Origin of the sequence: Novosphingobium flavum, assembly GCF_014230315.1 — a bacterium.
Classification (GTDB): domain Bacteria; phylum Pseudomonadota; class Alphaproteobacteria; order Sphingomonadales; family Sphingomonadaceae; genus Novosphingobium; species Novosphingobium flavum.
In genome coordinates, this window is record NZ_JACLAW010000002.1 from 335,850 (window position 1) to 355,341 (window position 19,492).

Consider the following 19,492-nt stretch of genomic DNA (forward strand, 5'->3'; position numbering starts at 1 on the left):
GGCAGGGGTTCAGGCAGCGGCGATCAGGCCGGGGCCTTCTCGCGCGCCACTTCGCGCCAGCCGATGTCGCGGCGGCAGAACAGCTCGGGCGCTTCGATCAGGTCGACCGCGGCATAGGCACGCTCCTGCGCCTCGGAGACCGAGGCGCCGCGCGCGGTCACGTTGAGCACGCGGCCCCCGTTGGCGCGCAGCACGTCGTCCGGGCAATCGGTGGTCCCGGCGTGGAACACCTTGGCTCCGGTGGCTTCTGCAGCGGCAAGGCCCTTGATCAGGCCGCCCTTCTTCGGCTCGCCCGGATAGCCTTCGCCGGCCATGACCACGGTCAGGGCCACGTCATCCGAAAAGCGCGGCGGCTGGATCGCGCCAAGGCGGTTTTCCGCGCAGGCCAGCAGCAGTTCGCCAAGGTCGGATTCGAGCCGCATCAGCATGACCTGGCATTCCGGGTCGCCGAACCGGCAATTGTACTCGATCAATTGCGGCCCCTTGGCGGTCAGCATCAGGCCGAGGAACAGCACACCCGAATAGGGCATGCCCTCGTCGGCCAGGGTCTTGACCGTGGGGGCGATGATCCGGGTCAGCGCCTCGCGCTCCAGCTCCGGGGTCAGGACGCGCGCCGGGCTATAGGCGCCCATGCCGCCGGTATTGGGTCCGACGTCGCCTTCGCCCACCCGCTTGTGGTCCTGCGCCGAGGCGAAGGGCACGATGGTCGAACCGTCGGTCAGGGCGAAGAAGCTCGCCTCCTCGCCGTCGAGGAATTCCTCGACCACGGCCTCGGCCCCCGCCGCGCCGAAGCGCCCGGCGAAAATCTCGGTGATCGCTTCCTCGGCCGTGTCGAGGTCCATCGCCACGGTCACGCCCTTGCCGGCGGCAAGCCCGTCGGCCTTGATCACCACCGGCGCGCCAAACCGGCGCACGGCGGCAAGGCCCGCTTCCTCGCTGGTGACGCGCTCATAGCCGCCGGTGGGAATACCGGCGCGGGCGCAGAGGTCCTTGGTGAATCCCTTCGAACCCTCGAGCTGGGCCGCGGCCTTGCCTGGCCCGAACACGGAAAGCCCCACCCCGCGCAGCGAATCGGCGAGGCCATCGACCAGCGGCGCTTCCGGCCCGATCACGACGAGGCCGATCCGCTTGTCCTCGCAGAAGGCGATCACGGCGGCGTGGTCCGTTGCCTCAAGGCCGACCAATTCGGCGTGGGCTGCAATTCCCGGGTTGCCCGGCGCGGCGTAGAGTCTACCGCCACCCGTCAGCAAAGCCGATTGCGCCAGCTTCCACGCCAGCGCATGTTCGCGCCCGCCCGAGCCCAACAGCAGGATGTTCATGACCGCTTCTTCGCCCTTCGATGATCCGGATGCTGCCGGGCTGGTAGCGAAAGACACCCCCGGCGACAACGCCGCTCCGCTCTCGATCAGCGCTATTTCCGCCCTGCTCAAGCGCACGGTGGAGGATCGTTTCGGTTTCGTGCGGGTGCGGGGCGAACTTTCCGGGGTCAAGCGGGCGGCCTCGGGCCATGTCTATCTCTCGCTCAAGGACGAAAGCGCCCGGCTCGACGGGGTAATGTGGCGCGGCAATGCGCAGCGCCTCGGCTTTATGCCGGAAGACGGGGTGGAGGTGATCGCCACCGGCAAGCTGACTACTTATCCCGGCCGTTCGAACTACCAGATGGTGATCGACCGGATGGAGATCGCGGGCGAGGGCGCCCTGCTCGCCCTGCTGGCCAAGACCAAGGCCCGGCTCGAGGCCGAGGGCCTGTTCGATCCCCGCCGCAAACGTCCGATCCCCTTCCTGCCGCAAGTGATCGGCGTCGTCACCTCGCCCACCGGCGCGGTGATTCGCGATATCCTGCACCGGCTCGCTGACCGCTTCCCCAGCCACGTGGTCGTCTGGCCGGTGCTGGTCCAGGGGCAGGGCGCCGCAGAGCAGGTGGCTTCTGCCGTGCGCGGCTTTTCCGCGCTTCCCGCCGGGGGCAGGGTGCCCCGGCCCGATCTCGTCATCGTCGCGCGCGGCGGCGGCTCGATCGAGGACCTGTGGTCGTTCAACGAGGAGGTCGTGGTCCGCGCCATCGCCGCCTCGACCATCCCGGTGATCAGCGCGGTCGGGCACGAGACCGACACCACGCTGGCCGATTTCGCTGCCGACCGCCGCGCGCCAACCCCCACCGCCGCCGCCGAAATGGCCGTGCCGGTCCGCGAGGAACTCGCCGCCCAGATCGCCGAACTGGCCTATCGCAAGCGCCGCTGCGCCCTGCGTCCGGTCCAGCTCGGGCGCGAGCGGCTGGAAGCCCGTGCCCAGCGCCTGCCCCGGCCCGAGGTGCTGGTCGAGGCCCGCGCCCAGAAGCTCGACGATCTGGCCGAACGGCTGCGGCGCGGCCTGTCCGACCGGATAGTGATCGCCCGCGACCAGCTTAACCGCAGCGCCGGGCGCCTTTCCGCGCCGCTGCTCTCCGCGCAGGTCCGCCACGCCCGGCAGAACCTCGCCGCCGTGCGCCTGCGCGCCGAAGACCTGACCCGGCGCATCGACCATGCCCGCGAACGGCTCGTCGCGCTTGACCGGCTGCGCCTCCAGCTCGATCCGCGCGCGCCCCTGAAACGCGGCTATGCCCTGGTCACGGGTCCCGATGGCCACGTCGTCCCGGGCAAGGCCGCCGCCGCCGCCCTTGCCGCGATGACCCTCGAATTCCACGACGGCGCCCTGACCGTCGCGCCCACTGCCGGAACCGGGCCGGCCACCCCGCGCCCGCCCCGCTCCGCCCCAAAGCCGCCCTCCGCCACACAGGGCGATTTGTTCTGAGCGGCGCCTGCTGCTAGAATGCCGCGATGCTGATGAAGAACGCTTCGGACCGTCCCGCCACCCTCCATTTCGAGGCCAACGGATTTCGCGTCATCACCCACGGCAGCCACGTGATCTGCGCGGTCAGCGGCAAGGCCATATCGCTGGAGGAACTGCGCTACTGGTCGGTCACCCGCCAGGAAGCCTACGCCTCGCCCGAACTTGCCACCCAGCGCCTGCTCGGCAAGGCCTGACCCCATGCGGGCGGACCGGCGCGACGCGCTTGCCCTGATCGGCGGCGGGTTCGCCGTGCTCTCCGGCCGCGCCTACGCCCAGACCGCCCCCGCGCTGGCCCTCACCGCCAGCCGCCTGACGCAAGGCGGCTGGGCGCGCGGGCAAGCCAGCCCCGGCCTCGCGCTCGATCTCGACGGCGCCCCGGTCCGCAGCGATCCCACCGGCCTCTTCCTGATTGCCTTCGACCGCGACGCCAAGCCCGCCGCCCTCATCACCGGCAAGCTCGACGGCCGTCCGGTTGCGCGTCTGCCGCTCACCATCAGCCCGCGCGCGTGGCAGATCGAGAATGTCGACACCCCGCTGCGCCCGCCCGCCGTACCGAGCGAGGAATTCCAGCGCATCCGTGCCGGCGAAATCGCCCAGATCGCCGAGGCGCGCTCGCACAAGATCCAGTCCGACGGCTGGCGCCAGCAGATGATCCGCCCGGTGCCGGGCCGCATTTCCGGCCGCTTTGGTGCCCAGCGGATCTACCGGGGCGAACCCGGCTCCTACCACACCGGGCTCGACCTCGCCGCCGCCACCGGCACGCCGATCCTCGCTCCGGCCGACGGGGTGGTGATCCTCGCCGCCGAGACGCCCTTCACCCTCGAGGGCAAGCTCCTGATGATCGATCACGGCATGGGCCTGTCGAGCGCGCTGCTCCACTGCTCGGCTCACAAGGTGAAGCGGGGGGACCGGGTAGCCCAAGGGCAATCGGTTGCGGAAGTGGGCATGACCGGGCGCGCCACCGGCCCCCACCTGCACTGGGGCCTGCGCTGGGGCGATGCCCGGCTCGATCCATTGCTGTTCCTTCCCGAGGCCGCAATGTAACCTGTCCGGCAATATTTATTTACACGAACATTGCCCAAATCGCGCCGGGCGCGAGTCTCCTCCGAACCTCTTGTTAACCATTACTCCCTATGTCCGACCCTGCGGATGGGTCCGATCCGAAAGGAAATGATTACCATCCGAAATTAGTTGCCGAGCCGGCCCGCGCGGGTAGATGTCCCAAATCAGGACGGAAATCGCGGGCCGACAAGGCCGTGGTTGCACACTTTCGCCGGGTCAGGGGCCCGGCGGCGAACGCGATAGGGCTAAACGGCGCGCGTCTCGCGGACAGGGGGTCAGACGTGAAGACAGGGGTTCGTAACATCATCCGCCATGGCGCCGCGCCGCTTGCCCTCGGCATCGGCCTGTGCTCCGGCTTGGCCCATGCGCAGGAAGCGCCGGGCGCCGCCGCGGACGACAGCATCATCGTCACCGGCACCCGCATCCGCCTGCCCAACCTGACCAACCCGGAACCGACCGTCACGATCTCGGCGGACTATTTGCAGGACCGCGGCCTGACCAACGTCGCCGACGCGATCAACGAAAGTCCCGGCGTGCGCGGCTCGACCACGCCGCAGGGCCTCCAGACGGTGTTCGGCCAGGGGATGAACTTCACCAACCTCTACGGCCTCGGGGTCAACCGCACGCTCGTGCTGGTCAACGGCAAGCGCCAAGTTTCCTCGCTTGTCCCCTCGCTCAGCGGTACGCCCGGCACCCCGGTCGATCTCAACACGATCCCCACCATCCTGGTCGACCGGATCGACCGCGTGGGCATCGGCGGCGCCCCGGTCTACGGCACCGATGCAATCGCCGGCACGGTCAACCTCATCCTCAAGCGCCGCTTCACCGGCCTCGATCTCTCCGCCACCTCCGGGATCACCGAGGAGGGCGACAATTTCCGCATCAATCTCTCGGCCGTCGGCGGTTTCGACTTCGCCGAAGGGCGCGGCAACATCACCGGTGCGATCAGCTATGACCGTTCCGACGGGGTGCTCTACAACGACCGCTGGTTCTACCGCGCCGGCGTCGTCGCCACGGCCAACCCCACCTCGGCGCTCGCCGCCGCGCTCGGGCCCAGCGGCCGCACTGCTGCCACCGACGGCCGCCTCAACCCGAACATCGGCTTCAACGACAGCACGACCGACGGCTATCCCGGCACGGTCCTGATCCTCAACCAGACCCGCCCGACGCTTTCGACCAACGGTGTGCTCTCGGCCGGCAACAAGGCCTTCGCCCTGCAGTTCGATTCGGGCAGCAACCTCGTCGCCTTCAACACCGGCACCCTGTTCGGCTCCGCGCTCAGTGCCGCCAGCACCGGGGTTGCCGGATTCACCGCCAATTCGGCCGTGCGCGCCTCGGGTGGCGATGGCTTCAAGCTCAACGATTACAACCAGATCGTCTCGGGCGTGAAGCGGCTGAACACCGCGCTGTTCGCCACCTACGATCTGGGCGATCACCTGCGCCTCAGCCTCGATGGCACCTGGTCGCACAGCACCGGCGACCAGCTGGTCACCCAGCCCAGCTACAATTCGGCGATCAACACCGGCCGCTCGGGCGCCCTGCAGTTCCTGGTCACCAACCCGTTCCTCTCGGCCCAGGCCAAGCAGGCCCTCGCCAATGCCGGCTACACCACCAATTTCACGATGAGCCGGGTCAACACCGACCTGACCGATCCCTCGGGCAAGACCACCAGCGACGTCTATCGCGGCGTGGCCAGCCTCGAAGGCGATTTCAGCTTCGGTGGCCGCAGCTTCAACTTCGAGGCCTATCTGGACTACGGCCGCACTGATGTGGTCGACTACTATCAGGATCTCGACCAGCAGAAGTTCATCAACGCGATCAACGTCGCCTCGGTGAACGGCCAGATCGTCTGCACCACCGCGCAGACCGCCACGGTGATCTCGATCACCAGCGCGACGCTGGTCACCCCGGTCGCCGATTCGGCCTGCCAGCCGCTCAACCTGTTCGGTTCGGGCGCTGCCTCGCAGGCCGCGCTGGCCTATATCCGGCACGACACGGTCAACCGCTCGCGGCTCGAACAGTTCGTCGCCAACATCAACGTCGGCGGCTCGCCGTTCGATCTCAATTCCAATCCGGTTTCGTTCAACGCGGGCTTCGAGCATCACGCCGAAACCGGCAGCTTCACGCCCGATACCTTCATCCAGCAGGGGCTCGGCCGCCTGGCGGCGGTGCAGCCGCTGTCCGGCACTTACCAGCTCGATGAGGAATTCGGCGAAGTCCTCGTCCCGCTGGTGACCCCGGCCAACAACTGGCTGATCTCCAAGCTCGAAGCCTTCGCCCGCGTTCGTCAGGTCAACAGCTCCTCGGCCAAGGGCGATTTCACCGCGTGGTCCGTCGGCGGGGCCTTCGCTCCGGTGTCCGACATCGAGTTTCGCGGCAACGTGACGCGCTCGTTCCGCGCGCCCTCGATCGTCGAGCTCTATTCGCCCCGTACGGTCAGCACCGCTGTCTCCGTGTACGAACCCTGCGCCGCCGCCAATATCAACGCCGGCTCAAGCCCGGCCGTGCGCGCCGCCAACTGCGCCGCCTTCATCGCCAAGTACGGCCAGCCCGCCGCCGGCACGGTCACCGTCGCCGGCTATACCGGGGGCAATCCCAATCTGCACAACGAACGGGCCGACAGCTTCACCTATGGCGTGATCCTGCGCCCTCGCATGGTGCCCGGCCTCTCGATCGCGGTCGACTACGTCAATATCAAGGTCAAGGACCCGATCACCTTCCTCGGCGCGGGTAGTGCGGCCACCAGTGGCATTGCCCAGAGCTGCTTCGACAATCCCACCTTCAACACGGCCGATCCCGCCAACGGCAACGTTTATTGCTCGCTGATCCAGCGCACCTCGACCGGCGCCATCCTCAACGATCCGGGCAACCCGGGCGTGACCATCGGCTACGTCAACGGCCAGCGCATCACCATGGACGCGGTGCAGGCCACGGTCGACTATGTCACCGGGCTTGACCGGATCGGCCTTAACGGCTCGCTGGGGCTGGGCGCGGACATGTTCTTCCTGCGCAACCGGCTGGTCGACATTACCGGCGTGGCCCCCACCCAGTCCGAAGGGCTGGTCGGCGATCCCAAGTTCCAGGGCCAGCTGCGCTTGCGCTATGCGGCCCCCGCGTGGGGCCTGTCGACCAACGTCAACGTCACCGGGGCACAGGCTCTCGCCTATACCCAGCGCGGCCCCAGCCCGAACGACACGCGCGAGATCGATCACTACGATCCCTATGCCACGGTCGATGCCTCGATCTGGCTGAGCACGGCCGACAGGTTCCGCCTGACCTTCTCGGTCACCAACCTGTTCAACCGGATAGGCCAGTCCTACTTCGGCTACTACATCCCCGGCGCCAACAGCACGGCGGGCTCGATCAACGATGCCCTCGGCCGCCGCTTCACCATCTCCGCGCGCAAGCGCTACTGAACAGGGGGCGCACCGCCTGAGCGAAGGGCCGGTTCCGCAAGGGGCCGGCCCTTTTCGTTGGGACCGGCCGCGCCTGCGCGAAGCGGATCAAATGTTGGACTGAAGAACAGGGATATAGGCAGGGGTTGATACCCCTGCACGCCAGTTCGTCTCCCGGCGATGGGGTGGCTCTCAGCGGCAGCCTTCGACACGACATTGGCGCCGGGAGACGATTCGGGGTCTGGGGCGATGGCCCCAGAAATCCTCTTTTGCCAGCTTGCTGAATTCCTGCGCTGCGCGCGGCTGGCTCCCGCGAACCTGGCGCGCGGATCGCAGACAAGCGAAAAGGCGCGCCGGTCACCCGGCGCGCCCTTCAGCCGACGAGCCTTGCGGCTCAGGCGGCGATAGCGGCCTTCTTGGCCAGCTCGCGCTTCACCTTGAGGGCGCGCGGGCTGAGCTTGCCGTCCGAGGTCTTGAGCAGCCAGTTGTCGAGGCCGCCATTGTGCTCGACCGAGCGCAGGCCGTGCGTCGACACGCGGAACTTGAAGCTGCGGTCCAGGCCTTCCGACAGAAGCGTGACGTTCTGCAGGTTGGGCAGGAACACGCGCTTGGTCTTGTTGTTGGCGTGGCTGACGTTGTGGCCGATCTGGCGACCCTTGCCGGTCAGTTCGCAAATACGGGACATGGCTAAACTCGCTGTGAGAATCTGTGATCCGTTTCCGGAGGAAGCGCGCCCTTACCGATTCACCCTCCCAAGGTCAAGTTGTCCCCGGCTATTTAGCGGGTTAGGACGGCATCATGACCAAGTGGCCACTTCCCGAACCGATGCGCCTCGCGCTTGAAGCCGCGCGCGCCGGGGCGGGCGAGGGGGAAGTGCCGATCGGCGCGGTTCTGGTCAAGAACGGCGCGGTGATCGCCTCGGCGCACAACCAGCCCCGCACGCTGAGCGATCCCACCGCCCATGCCGAGGTCCTTGCGATTCGCGCCGCCGCCCAAGCACTTGGCACCGAACGGCTCGAAGGCTGCGAGCTGTGGGTCACGCTGGAGCCCTGCGCGATGTGCGCCGGGGCCATTTCACACGCCCGAATCGCCCGGGTCTATTACGCCGCGCCCGATCCCAAGGGCGGCGCGGTCGAACATGGCGCGCGGGTGTTCGAGCAGCCGCAGTGCCTGCACCGCCCCGAAGTCTATTCCGGCATGGGCGAGGCCGAGGCGGCCGACCTCCTGCGCGGCTTCTTCCGCGAAAAACGCTAGGCCCCGCGCCAGATCTTCAGCGCCCGCGAATCGGCCGGGCCCAGCGTATCGCGCTGGCAGGCTACGGGGCGATACTGCCGGTTGTGGCAGATCCTCAGTTCGCGCAGCCAGCCGGTGCTACTCACCAGCACGCCGATCGCCTCGCGCTTCAGCCCCGGATTGGCCGCGATCACCGCCTGCCTGAGAGCGCCCACCGTCAGCCCCGGCCGGAAGGAGAGCTTCGCCGCGTCCGGCCACTGGAAGCGCGCATAGACATGCCGGGCAATCGCCCAATAGGCCTCGGGCGTCGTCGCCATGCAGGAGCCGTGCTTGGCCCATTCATGCTCGATCAGCCACGGCACCGGGGTGGTGCACAGGCTGCGCCGCACGGTATCGACGGAAGGCCGCGGCAGCAGTGCGCACCACTGCGGCGGCGGTCCGGCGGCCGCCTCGGGCCACAATCCATGGAGAACGAAGCCGAACCGGCCATTGCGCCCCGAACACTGCATCGAATCCCGGTCGCGCGCCCCCCGGCAATATTCCGGCGACCAGCTGACCGCCAGGGTATAGCCCGCCACCGGCACCTTGCGCACCGGCCCGTCGGGCCTGACCGGCTCTACCGGCGCGATCCGCTCGGGTATGCTGCATTGATAGGCCTGCGCGAGGGCAGGCGCCGGGACCAGCGCCAACAGGGCCAGCACCGCCCTCACAGCGGCGTGAAATCCAGACCGATGTCCGCCGCCGGAGCGCTCTGGGTCAGCCGCCCGACCGAAACGTAGGTCACGCCGCACGCGGCAATCGCCCCGATCGTGTCGAGCCGCACCCCGCCCGAAGCCTCGGTCGGCACGCGCCCCGCCACCAGGGCCACGGCCTCGCGCAGGGTGTCGGGGTTCATGTTGTCGAGCAGGAGGTGGGTGGCGCCGGCAGCGAGCGCGGGGGCGATCTGGTCGAGCGAGTCGACCTCGCAAATGATGTCCTTGACGCCCGCCGCCCGGGCGCAGCCGATTGCCTGGCCGACGCTGCCGGCCACGGCGACGTGGTTGTCCTTGATCATCGCCGCGTCCCACAGCCCGAGCCGGTGGTTCTGCGCCCCGCCGGTCCGCGTGGCATACTTCTCGAGGTGCCGCAGCCCCGGGATGGTCTTGCGGGTATCGAGCAGGATTGCGTTCCCGCCCATCGCGTCGACATAGTCCCGGGTCATCGTCGCGATGCCCGAAAGGTGCTGCACCGTGTTGAGCGCCGAACGCTCGGCCGTGAGCATGGCCCGCGCCTTGCCCGAAAGCCGCATCAGGTCGGTCCCCGCCGGCACGACCGCTCCCTCGGGGTGAAGGATCTCGATCTCCACCTCGGGATCGAGCGCGCGGAAGAAGGCCTCGGCGATCGGCAGCCCGCAGACCACGATGGCATCGCGGCTGTCCATCACCCCGGCAAAGCGCGCCCCGGCGGGAATCACGCTCTCGCTGGTCACGTCATGCCCGCCGCCGGGCCAGCCCTCGCCGAGGTCTTCGGCCAGGGTGGCGGACACGAATGCGGCAAGGTCGAAACCGGGAACGGAGAAGGTCATGGCCAGCGTTTCGCCGAGCGCGCCGCTCAGCGCAAGACCATCAATGAACGAACCGCGCCACCACGTCGCGATAGGACCGGCTCACCTTCACCTGTGCGCCCGAATCCAGCACGAGGAAGCATTCGCCGTTGGTATGCGGCTTCACCTGCCGCACCTGGTTGAGGTTGACGATGGTCGAGCGGTGGACCCGCTGGAACACGCGCGGGTCGAGCCGCCGTTCCAGGTCCTTCATCGTCTCGCGCAGGATCAGCGAATTGTCGGCCGTGCGGATGCACATGTAGTCGCCCGCCGCCTCGATATGCTCGATCGAATCGACGTCGACCCGGAAGATCTGCCCCCGGTCCTTGATGTTGATGAGCTTTTCGTAGCGGCCCGCCCCGTCGCCCTCCTCGGGCATGGTGTCGATCGCGTCGGGCGCCACTTCGGCCAGCACGCTCTTGAGCTTCTCCGCCTCTTCGGCGCTGCGCTTTTCGGCAAGGCGCGTGCGCACCCGCTCCAGCGTGTCGGCGAGGCGGTCCTCGTCCACCGGCTTCATCAGGTAGTTCACGGCATTGGCCTCGAAGGCGCGCACCGCGTGCTCCTGGTAAGCGGTCACGAAGACGAACAGCGGCGGTTCGATCTCCATCACCCCCTTGACCACCGAGAACCCGTCGAACCCCGGCATCTGGATGTCGAGGAAGACGAGGTCGGGCTTTTCGGTCTTGATCTTGCGGATCGCCTCGCGCCCGTTGGAGCAGGTGTCGATGATCTCGACGTCCGGGAACTTCTCGAGCCGCAGCTGCAAGCCCTGGATCGCTAGTTTCTCGTCATCGACGAGGATCGTGCGAATCGTCATTTAGTCAAACCTTCCTTGCTCCCGCTCCCTTTACGGACGGGGGCGCGATTGGTTTCAATTCACCGCAAGCGCGGCGCGGCCGACCCCCGCCGATATGGGGGCCGCCTCGCGCCGTTCAAACGGTAATTCGATGAGAACGGTGAATCCACCCTCGGGCGGATCAAAGGTCTCGAACCTGTGCTGGTCTCCATAGGCCTGGGCCAGCCGGTCGCGGATGTTGGCCAGGCCAACGCCGGTCGATACGGGTTCTCCACCATCAAAGCTCACGCCCGATACCCTGTTGTCGGCCGAGGCGTTTTGCAATCCCGGCCCCGTGTCGGAGACGGTGATGCGAAGCATCCCCCCGACGAGTTGCGTGATGATGGTGATTTCGGCCCCGCTCTCCTGCGGGCTGACGGCATATTTGATCGCGTTCTCGACCAGCGGCTGAAGCAGCAGCGAGGGCAGCAGGGCCGGCTTGGTCGCCTCGTCGATGCGGAACTGGGTGCGCAGCCGCTCCTCGAAGCGCATCAGTTCGATCCCGAGATAGAGCTGCAGCGTCTCCACCTCCTGCGCCACGGTCACCCGCCCGGTCGGCTCGTTGATCAGGGTATAGCGCAAGAAGGCCGACAAGCGCGTCAGCATCGCGTTCGCCGGCTCGGTCTGCTTGAGCAGCACCAGGGTCGAGATCGAGTTGAGCGTGTTGAACAGGAAATGCGGGTTGAGCTGATAGCGCAGCATGGCCAGCTGGGCCTGGGTCGCCTGGTTCTCCAGCCGCAGCAACTGGTCGTTCTGCTCCTCCACCTGCAGGTAGAAGTTGATCGCGTAATAGAGCGCCGACCAGGCCCCCAGCAGGGTCAGGTCAAGGTAGAACACCCCGATCAGGAGCTGGGCAAAGCTCGCCCCGCTCTCCGGCCGGTAGAGCCCGATCACCCAGGCGTCGATGAAGGCATAAAGGAACACCGCCAGCGGCAGGACCAGCGCGGTCACCCCCCAGGTGATCAACGGCCGCCGCGTGATCAGCTGGCGATAGACCACCGACAGGATCAGCGAGATCGACCAGCCAGTGATCGTCGCAATCAGCACCAGCACGAGGAACGAGAGCGGCTGGCCATTGGCCAGGCTCGACATGGCCCTGAGCAGCAGGGCCCCGCCCCAGCCGAGCGCCTGAAGCCGCCAGAAGGCCTGGTTCTTGTTGGCAAAGAACGGCGTGGGTCGAAACGGCAGAACGGCCATGATCTCAGCCTAGCCCATTTTGGCACAGAAACGAAAGGGCAAGGGGCGCGGCCTCCCCGCCGGGACTTAAATTCTTCGAATAAGAACGGTTTAGATGGGGGCGGGGTTAACGCTCCGTCCCGTTCAGCTGCGCGCGTCGGCCACGGCCTTGGCCAGCCGGTCGGCACCCACGGCGCCGGTCATCATGGCATCGCCGATCACCCAGCTCGGGGTGCCGGAAAAGCCGAGCTGGCGGGCAAGGTCGAGGTTGCGGACCAGTTCGGCCTCGGTCTTCGGATCGGCGATCACCCTTTGCGCCCGGGCCATGTCGATCCCGGCGGCGCGGGCCGCCTCGGCAATGGTCCCGGCATCGGGGCGGCCAGAGGCGAACATCGCCTGGTGGAACTGCGGATAGCGGCCCTGCTCGGCGGCGGCGATGGCCATCTTGGCGGCATCGGCGCTGGCGGGGGTGAGGATCGGCAGCTCGCGCACGACCACGCGCAGGTCGGGGTTGGCCGCGATCAGGGCATCGACGTCGCTCACGCTGTGGCGGCAATAGCCGCAGGCATAGTCGGTGAACTCGACGAGGGTGAGCTTGCCCCGCGGATTGCCCAGCACCGTGCCGAGCGAGGCCTGCTCGACCGCGCCGCGCACCGCGTTCAGCTCGCCAAGGTTCTTCTTGCGGTCATATTCGGCCATGGCCTCGGGCAGGATCTCGGGATGGGCCATGAGATAGTCGTGAACCACCTGCTCCACCGCCACCCTGTCGCGCTCGGGCAGGGCGCCCTTGCCGTCGGCGCCGATCGAGCCGGCCTGCCAGTACCATCCGGCGGCGGCGCCGAGCAGGGCGCAGCCGAGGGCGAGGGCCGCGTTGATCAGCCGGGCGCGCCGGCGTTGGCTCGGGTTGGTATCGCTCATCGCCCGGCCTTACTTGCGCTTCTTGCCGCGTTCAATCTGCGCGCTCGCCTGATAGGAGATGTCCTGCGCGCGCAGCCAGTCGGGCGATTGCTTGGGCAGGCCGGCCATGGCCGCCTGGGCGCTGGCATTGGCCTCGGCCCAGCGCCCGGCCATGACCTGCTGCTCGGCGCTGGCCATGCGGGCGCGCACCATGTCGCCGTTCATCGCATAGACCACGCCCAGCTGGTACCAGGCATCGGGATTCTCGCGGTCGCGCGCCACGGCCGCCTTGAGCACGCGCTGCGCCTCGGCAAGGTTCTTCGCGTCTTCGGTGGCGACGAGGGCGTGGCCGAAGGTCGTGGCGATCAGCGGCTGGTTGCCGGTCAGCTCGGTCGCCTCGCGCAAGGGGGCGAGGGCATCGACCGGCTTGCCCGCCTCGAGCAGGATCTGTCCCTTCAACTCGAGGAAATAGGGGTCCTGCGGCGCTTCCCTGAGCAGGGAATCGACCTCGCCCATTGCCTTGTCGAGGTAGGCCTCCTTGTGGAAGGCATAGGCCCGGGCATAGCGCGCCGGAACCGAGTTGTCGGTCAGCGGATAGGCCTTCAGCGTATCCTCCGGCTCGGCGAGATAGCCGTAGAGCTTGGCCTTGGCCCGGCGAAAGCGTGCCTCCAGCGCCGGATCGCTCGGACGCAGCCATGCCGGGTCCTTCTGGTAGGATTCCTGCAGCACGGCGATGCGGTCGCCCTCCAGCGGGTGGGTGGAGAGGAACACGTCCTGATCGGCCTGGCTATAGCCGCGGCGATAGCCCTCGGCCTCCAGCTTCTTGAAGAATTCGATCGAGCCCTTGCCGGTGATCCCCGCGCCCGACAGGAACGAGGCCCCGGCGGCATCGGCCTGGGCTTCCTGCGCGCGGCTGAAGGAGAGGTACTTGCCCATGGCCGCGCTCTGCCCGGCCATCATCGCCGCCATCCCGGCCTCGCCGCCCCCGGCCACGGCCGCCGCCGCGCCGAGCAGGAGCGAGAGCAGGCTGATCGTGCCCGCTTCCTTGGCGCTCTGCTCGCCGCTGATGGCATGGCCGCCGGTCACGTGGCCCAGCTCGTGCGCGATCACGCCCTGGACCTGGTTGGCCGTGTCGGCCACCTCGATCAGTCCGGCGTTGAGGTAGACCGTCTGCCCGTTCATCACGAAGGCGTTGATCGACCGGTCGCCGACCAGCGCCACGTCGACGTTCTTGGGATCGAGCCCGGCGGCCTTGACCAGCGGGCTCGCCATGTCGCGGAACAGGGCCTCGGTCTCGGCGTCGCGCAGGATCGACTGCGCGGCGGCGGCATTGATCGAAAGCCCGGCGGCGATCAGCACGGCCGCCGCGCGCGAAAGAAAACGGAAGGGCGTGCGCATGGCCGCACCTTCGCCTCTTGCCCTGAACGGCAGCTTAAATCGCGGCGTCCTGATCATCGGTGCCGGCCTAGCCGCAAAAGCGGAAAGGCGCCACGGTCTTGCCGCGGCGCCCTCCGGGGTAATTCGTTTCTTGCCCGGCGGTTCAGCCGAGCAGGCGCCGCGCCGCGCGCTCGAACAGGGCCTCGTCGGCGCTGAGATCGCCAACCACCACCACTTCACCCAGCGCCGTGCGGCGGGTGAGGACGAGGGTAAATTCGCTGTCCGCGCCGGACAGGGCCTGTAGCGGCCGGGTCGGCAGGTCGCGCAGCTTGCGGGTCATGGCCTCGCGCAATTGGCCCCGCAGGACTTCCTCGCGCCCGCCGTCGCCGCGCTTCAGGCGCCGCTCGAGCTGGACCACGCCCTTGAGCCCGCCCGGCGCCGCGCCGATGAACGCGGCCAGGTCGCCCGCGCCCAGCCCGATCCGGTCGGCATGGGCCAGCACCGTGGCATATTCGGTGAGGCGGGTCTTGTCGTAGGCCGGGCCGAACACGAGCTTGACCACCGGGATCAGCGGGGCCCGCTCCTGCAGCGCGATGCCCGCCTCGGCGATCATCCCGGCAAGGTCGTCCGGCTGGCCGGCGGCGGCCAGGGCAAAGTCATGCGCCCGCCCGATCGCGGCATAGAGCGCCTGGTGGCTGCGGTCTTCCGCCCCCTGCGCCGCGGCGGCAAGCGCCCGGGCCGAGGCAAGGATGCCGGCCAGGTCCTGCGCGTCCTCGCTCGCCTCGGGCATCAGCGCAAGGTCGAGCACGTCCTGCGGCTCGGCCATGGAGAAGCCCGGCGCGATCCCCGCGCCGAATCCCGGGGCGAGGTCGGCCGGGCCATCGGCCCAGCCGGTCATCGGGCCCAGCGCGCGCGGCGCCCGCGCAGGGGCCTTGAGCGCCTGGTCGATCTCGCTCATCAGGGCCTCGGTGGTCTTCCGGTCGGCCAGTTCCTTCCAGTTGATCACCCCGTAGATCTGGTCGATCCCCCGGCTGGAGATCGAGCCCGAAAACGGCAGCAGGATTCCGCGATAGAGGATCGTCCCGCCGCGCTGGTTGACGAATTCGGCCTCGAACCCGATCGGCGCCTCGTTGGCGAGGATCTGCATGTAATGGTCAGTGATGCGCGAGAGCAGCGAGCGCCCCGGCACGTCCGAAAGGGTGCGGATCGTGGTCGGATCAACCTGCGATTCGGCCGCCAGCGCGGCGCCGATGTGGCGCACGATCGGGTTTTCCACCCCCTCGGCAAAGTCGAGCAGCACGGCATAGGGATCGAATTCCGGCAGCGAGCCGGTCTCGAGGTCGGCGATCAGCGGGAAGGGGCGATCGCCCAGCAGGCTGGCCCAGTGGTTATAGGCCCGCACCTGCATCCGCCGCTCGTCCTGGCCGATCGCCGGCGGCGGCGTGTCATCGACGATCTCGTCCTCGGCCGGGTCATAGGCGTCGGCCTCGGAATAGTCCCCGAAAGGCCCTCGCAACGTATCCATGCCGAACAAATCCTCGTGCTGTCTCTGTCAGGCACAGGTTCTGGCGCAACATGGTTGAAGAACGGTTAAGTTGCGCCAGCCCGGCGCGGCCGCAGCCAGCGCCTCTAGCGCGGCGTCACGCGCCCCTCGTGCGGCGCCGGCATCGGCGCGAACATCCACAGCACGACCTGCGCCGCCACCAGCAGCCCGGCCGCCATCAGCAGCGAGGCCGGCAGCCCCATCAGGTCGGCCACCTTGCCCCAGACCCAGGCCCCGATCGCCAGCGAACCGAAGGTCACCGCCTGGTAGGTGGACAGGCACCGTCCAAGGATATGCTCGGGCGAACGCAGCTGCATCGCCACGTTGATCGTGGTCATCAGCGTGTTCCAGCCCAGCCCGATGCCAAAGGCGCAGACGATCGCCACGATCACCGACTGGCCAAGCGCAAGCCCGACATAGCTTGCCGCATAAAGCGCCACGCCCAGCGCCATCACCTTTTCCGCCCCCATCCTGCGCCGCAGCGAGGAGATGAACACCGCGATCACGATCGAGCCGATCCCGAAGGCGGCCAGCACCACCCCGAACACGGTCTCGCTGCCGTGCAGCCGGTCGCGCACGATGCTCGGCACCAGTGCCTGGAAAGCGGCCACGCCAAAGCCCATCGCCAGCCCGCGCAGCAGCACCCGCCGCACCGGGGCAGACTTCGCGCAGAACGAAAGCCCCTCCCCGATGGAGCGCAGCATCGGCCCGCGCAGCGGCGAGGGCACTTCCGGCCGCCAGCGCAGCAGCACCCAGATCATCGCCACATAGGAGATCGCGTTGATCGCAAAGCCGGTGGCCACGCTGGTCGCCGCGATCAGCACACCGCCCAGCGCCGGCCCGGCCGAGCGCGCGAGGTTGACCGCAATCGTGTTGAGTGAAATCGCCTGCGGCAGGTCGCGCGTCCCCACCTGCGCCCGCACCGATGCCTGCCAAGCCGGCGCGTTGAACGCGGTGAAGGTGCCCACCAGCAGGGTCGCGGCGAGCAGACTGTAAGGCCCGATCAGGTCGGCATAGGTCAGCGCCGCCAGCACGGCCGAGATCACCAGCATGGCCCACTGCGCCACCAGCATCACTCGGCGCCGGTCGTAATTGTCGGCAATCGCCCCCGCCACCAGCCCGACCAGCAGGATCGGCGCATAGCTCGAGGCCTGGACCGTGGCGACCAGCGTGTGAGACGGGGTCAGCTCGGTCATCAGCCAGGCCGCGCCCACCGCCTGGATCGAAGAGCCGAGCTGCGAGGCAAGGTTCGCCGTCCAGATCGCGCGGAAGGCGGGATAGTGAAACGGGGCCAGCATCGGGCGCGGGGCGGGAGGCGGAGTGGGCGCCCCCTCGGGCGCGGCAGCAGGAGTTTCGCTCGGCTCGGCCATTGCTCCCCCGATGGGGGCAGGGCGCTGCCGGGTCAAGCCTCGCAAATCACAGAAGATAGCGCATCTTCACCTTGAGATGCAGCGCCGCCCGCTCCACCGCCACGGCGGCAGCGGCAAAGCGCGGCGGCCCGAACATTACCGCCGCATCGCGCGAAAAGCCGTATCCCTCGCGCGGGATCGCCATCATCGTGTCGAGCTTGCCGTTGCCGTTCTCGTCGTGAAAAAGCGAGACGGCATAGGTCCCCGGCGCCACCGCGCCGAAATCGAACGTCACCTCGCCCTTGGCCGCACCCACGATCGCCCGCTTCGCCGCCGGGTCCTTGCTGCAATCGGGAAAGGTCTTGGGCTTGCTCGTCAAACAGGCCAGCACCTTGCCCTTGCCGCTGCGCAGGCCCACCACGGTCACGCTCACGTCCTCGCTCGCGCCCGCCGGCTCCGCGGCCGGAGCCGCCTCTTCCGCCAGTCCGCTTCCCGCCCAGATCAGGGCGAGGACAAGCCCCGATCCGTGCCGCACAGCCGATCCCACACCCGGAAATAGAGCCCGTAATTGCATTGATAATGCTCGTGATGGCGCTGATGGTGGCTCGCCGTTATCAGCCAGCCGCCCAACCGCGAATGAACAAGCGCGCGGGGAAACATCTCCCAGCCCATGTGATTGGTCACGCCCATGACCGTCATGATCGTCAGCACGAGCGCCAGCACGCCCACGTGAATCGGGATCAGGAAAACCAGCGCCGGGATCACCACCGCCCCGGTAATCGCCTCGATGGGGTGAAAACTCATCGCCGCCCAGGCCGTCGGCGGCTTGCTGGCATGATGCACCGCATGAGCGATCCGGAACCACTTCGGCCGGTGCATCCACCGATGCGTCCAGTAAAACCACGTGTCGTGCGCGAACAGATAAAGCAGCAGCGAAACCGGCAGATACCACAGCGGCCAGTCATGCGGCCCCGTGTAAATCCGCGTCCACCCCAGCGCCTGCCAGGCCCAGGCGACAATCCCCGCCGGCACCCCGTAAATCGCCGCCGAAAGCAAGGACCACCCGATCTCCGAGCGGATCTGCCGATCCAGCCCCGCATAAAGCCCCGGCCGCACGCCCCGCGTCGCCAGCGCAAACCCCCCGCTCGCCAGCAAATAGCGAACGCCGACGATGGCCGTCATGGCGAGGGCCGACAGCAAGGCAGCAAGGATGGTGGGCTCGCTCACTTGTCCGGCCATGCCCGAATTGCGCAGCCAAGGGAATCGCGAAGAGCGAAGAAGGGATGATTCCGGGGCCAAGGGCCCCAGACCCCAAAACGTCTCCCGGCGCTGAGGTTGCAGCCGGGGCAGTCTTCCACACCGCAGCCCCGTCGGTCCTGCGAAGGCGGGAGTCTATCCTGCCTGCCGCGTGGCCGCTGAAACGGAGATCGATTTGGGCTGCAGGGGAGTTTTATTGTGTTGCAATGCGGCAACAGGAGTAACACGATTAAAGGAAATGTCGAATTTATCCAATTTTCAAAAATACATTCGCGTGATGACTATTTTCATAATTAAAAGGGAGGCAAATTGCCATGCTCAAGTATTCGCTCTTAGCGCTTTCATTGCCATTTGCTCCTCAATTTGCGAAGGCACAGGAAGCACCTGATTTCGGCGGTATTTATGCCGGAGCCCTCGCTGGCTATGATCACGTGATCCTCTCGGGCTTTGGGACCTCGGTCAAGAAGGATGGCCTCGTCTTCGGGGCGATAGCCGGATATGACGCCCTCGTTGGCAGCGGCCTCGTGGGCGTGGAAGCCGAAGTTAGCGGATCAACCGCAAAGCAGCGCGAAAACAACCTAGTCGTGATTGGCGACAGTGGGGAGATCAAGGCTGGACGCGATCTCTACCTCGGCGTTCGCGGTGGGATCATCATGGCGCCGTCAACGCTGGTCTATGTCAAGGGTGGCTACGTCAATGGCCGCGCCACTGTGTCCTACACCAGCGGCGGCTCGACCAGCTCTGCGGGCAGCAGCGTCGATGGCTGGCGCCTAGGCGGTGGCGTTGAACAGGCCTTCGGCGTATTTCGCGCCCGGCTTGAATACCGTTATTCGGATTACCGTCAGTTCCAATATTCCGGGTATGCGCTCGGCGTCGATGCCAAGCGGCATCAGGTCGTGGCTGCGCTTGTTGCCAACTTCTGACAGGACAGGTTGGTGATCGGAGCGCCGGGCGATAGCA

18 protein-coding genes are annotated in these 19,492 nt (G+C 67.6%); 6 read left to right on the forward strand and 12 right to left on the reverse strand.

Annotated elements, in window-relative coordinates; genetic code table 11:
- Nucleotides 1-23 precede the first annotated feature (23 nt).
- Nucleotides 24-1,319, reverse strand: coding sequence for a phosphoribosylamine--glycine ligase (gene purD / locus H7F51_RS03570; RefSeq protein WP_185662832.1), 1,296 nt, complete (start codon nt 1,317-1,319; stop codon nt 24-26).
- Between purD and xseA the strand changes: the two genes are divergently transcribed.
- From xseA to H7F51_RS03590, 4 genes are all read left to right on the forward strand, one after another.
- Entirely contained in the window at nt 1,318-2,787 is a 1,470-nt protein-coding gene (gene xseA, locus H7F51_RS03575) for an exodeoxyribonuclease VII large subunit (RefSeq protein ID WP_185662833.1), read from the forward strand. The genes purD and xseA overlap by 2 nt on opposite strands.
- Nucleotides 2,788-2,813: 26 nt before the next feature.
- On the forward strand, nt 2,814-3,020 hold the full coding sequence (locus H7F51_RS03580; protein WP_185662834.1) for a DUF2093 domain-containing protein: 207 nt from the start codon (nt 2,814-2,816) through the stop codon (nt 3,018-3,020).
- Between the two features lie 4 nt (nt 3,021-3,024).
- Entirely contained in the window at nt 3,025-3,870 is an 846-nt protein-coding gene (locus tag H7F51_RS03585) for a M23 family metallopeptidase (RefSeq protein WP_185662835.1), read from the forward strand.
- 299 nt (nt 3,871-4,169) lie between these two features.
- The gene (locus H7F51_RS03590; protein ID WP_343061189.1) at nt 4,170-7,304 is read left to right on the forward strand and encodes a TonB-dependent receptor domain-containing protein; all 3,135 of its coding nucleotides are present in this window, start codon (nt 4,170-4,172) and stop codon (nt 7,302-7,304) included.
- Nucleotides 7,305-7,677: 373 nt separating this feature from the next.
- Here the strand turns inward: H7F51_RS03590 and rpmB are convergent, their stop codons facing one another.
- Nucleotides 7,678-7,968, reverse strand: coding sequence for a 50S ribosomal protein L28 (gene rpmB / locus H7F51_RS03595; protein ID WP_185662837.1), 291 nt, complete (start codon nt 7,966-7,968; stop codon nt 7,678-7,680).
- Nucleotides 7,969-8,081: 113 nt separating this feature from the next.
- Here rpmB and H7F51_RS03600 point away from each other — a divergent pair, with 113 nt between their 5' ends.
- Nucleotides 8,082-8,537 (forward strand): nucleoside deaminase, encoded by a 456-nt coding sequence (locus tag H7F51_RS03600; RefSeq protein WP_185662838.1) that lies wholly within the window; start codon nt 8,082-8,084, stop codon nt 8,535-8,537.
- Here H7F51_RS03600 and H7F51_RS03605 read toward each other — a convergent pair.
- From H7F51_RS03605 to H7F51_RS03650, 10 genes are all read right to left on the reverse strand, one after another.
- Entirely contained in the window at nt 8,534-9,217 is a 684-nt protein-coding gene (locus H7F51_RS03605) for a ribonuclease T2 family protein (RefSeq protein WP_343061190.1), read from the reverse strand. The genes H7F51_RS03600 and H7F51_RS03605 overlap by 4 nt on opposite strands.
- Before the next feature lie 5 nt (nt 9,218-9,222).
- A complete protein-coding gene (nadC, locus tag H7F51_RS03610) occupies nt 9,223-10,080 on the reverse strand; it encodes a carboxylating nicotinate-nucleotide diphosphorylase (RefSeq protein WP_185662839.1) in 858 nt (285 codons plus the stop codon).
- A 40-nt stretch (nt 10,081-10,120) separates the two neighbouring features.
- On the reverse strand, nt 10,121-10,915 hold the full coding sequence (locus H7F51_RS03615) for a LytR/AlgR family response regulator transcription factor (protein WP_185662840.1): 795 nt from the start codon (nt 10,913-10,915) through the stop codon (nt 10,121-10,123).
- Nucleotides 10,916-10,969: 54 nt separating this feature from the next.
- Nucleotides 10,970-12,130: a sensor histidine kinase gene (locus H7F51_RS03620; protein WP_185662841.1), complete on the reverse strand. Its 1,161-nt coding sequence runs from the start codon at nt 12,128-12,130 to the stop codon at nt 10,970-10,972.
- 123 nt (nt 12,131-12,253) lie between these two features.
- On the reverse strand, nt 12,254-13,027 hold the full coding sequence (locus tag H7F51_RS03625; RefSeq protein ID WP_185662842.1) for a DsbA family protein: 774 nt from the start codon (nt 13,025-13,027) through the stop codon (nt 12,254-12,256).
- A gap of 9 nt (nt 13,028-13,036) precedes the next feature.
- Complete coding sequence (locus H7F51_RS03630; RefSeq protein ID WP_185662843.1) at nt 13,037-14,404, reverse strand: M48 family metalloprotease; 1,368 nt, start codon at nt 14,402-14,404, stop codon at nt 13,037-13,039.
- A gap of 142 nt (nt 14,405-14,546) precedes the next feature.
- The gene (locus H7F51_RS03635; protein ID WP_185662844.1) at nt 14,547-15,908 is read right to left on the reverse strand and encodes a PAS domain-containing protein; all 1,362 of its coding nucleotides are present in this window, start codon (nt 15,906-15,908) and stop codon (nt 14,547-14,549) included.
- A 104-nt stretch (nt 15,909-16,012) separates the two neighbouring features.
- Nucleotides 16,013-17,296 (reverse strand): MFS transporter, encoded by a 1,284-nt coding sequence (locus tag H7F51_RS03640; protein ID WP_246447700.1) that lies wholly within the window; start codon nt 17,294-17,296, stop codon nt 16,013-16,015.
- A 46-nt stretch (nt 17,297-17,342) separates the two neighbouring features.
- Complete coding sequence (locus H7F51_RS03645) at nt 17,343-17,810, reverse strand: DUF2141 domain-containing protein (protein ID WP_343061191.1); 468 nt, start codon at nt 17,808-17,810, stop codon at nt 17,343-17,345.
- Entirely contained in the window at nt 17,777-18,457 is a 681-nt protein-coding gene (locus H7F51_RS03650) for a sterol desaturase family protein (RefSeq protein WP_246447790.1), read from the reverse strand. Before H7F51_RS03650 ends, H7F51_RS03645 begins: the two co-directional genes overlap by 34 nt.
- A gap of 389 nt (nt 18,458-18,846) precedes the next feature.
- Between H7F51_RS03650 and H7F51_RS03655 the strand changes: the two genes are divergently transcribed.
- On the forward strand, nt 18,847-19,455 hold the full coding sequence (locus H7F51_RS03655) for an outer membrane protein (protein WP_185662847.1): 609 nt from the start codon (nt 18,847-18,849) through the stop codon (nt 19,453-19,455).
- Nucleotides 19,456-19,492 lie beyond the last annotated feature (37 nt).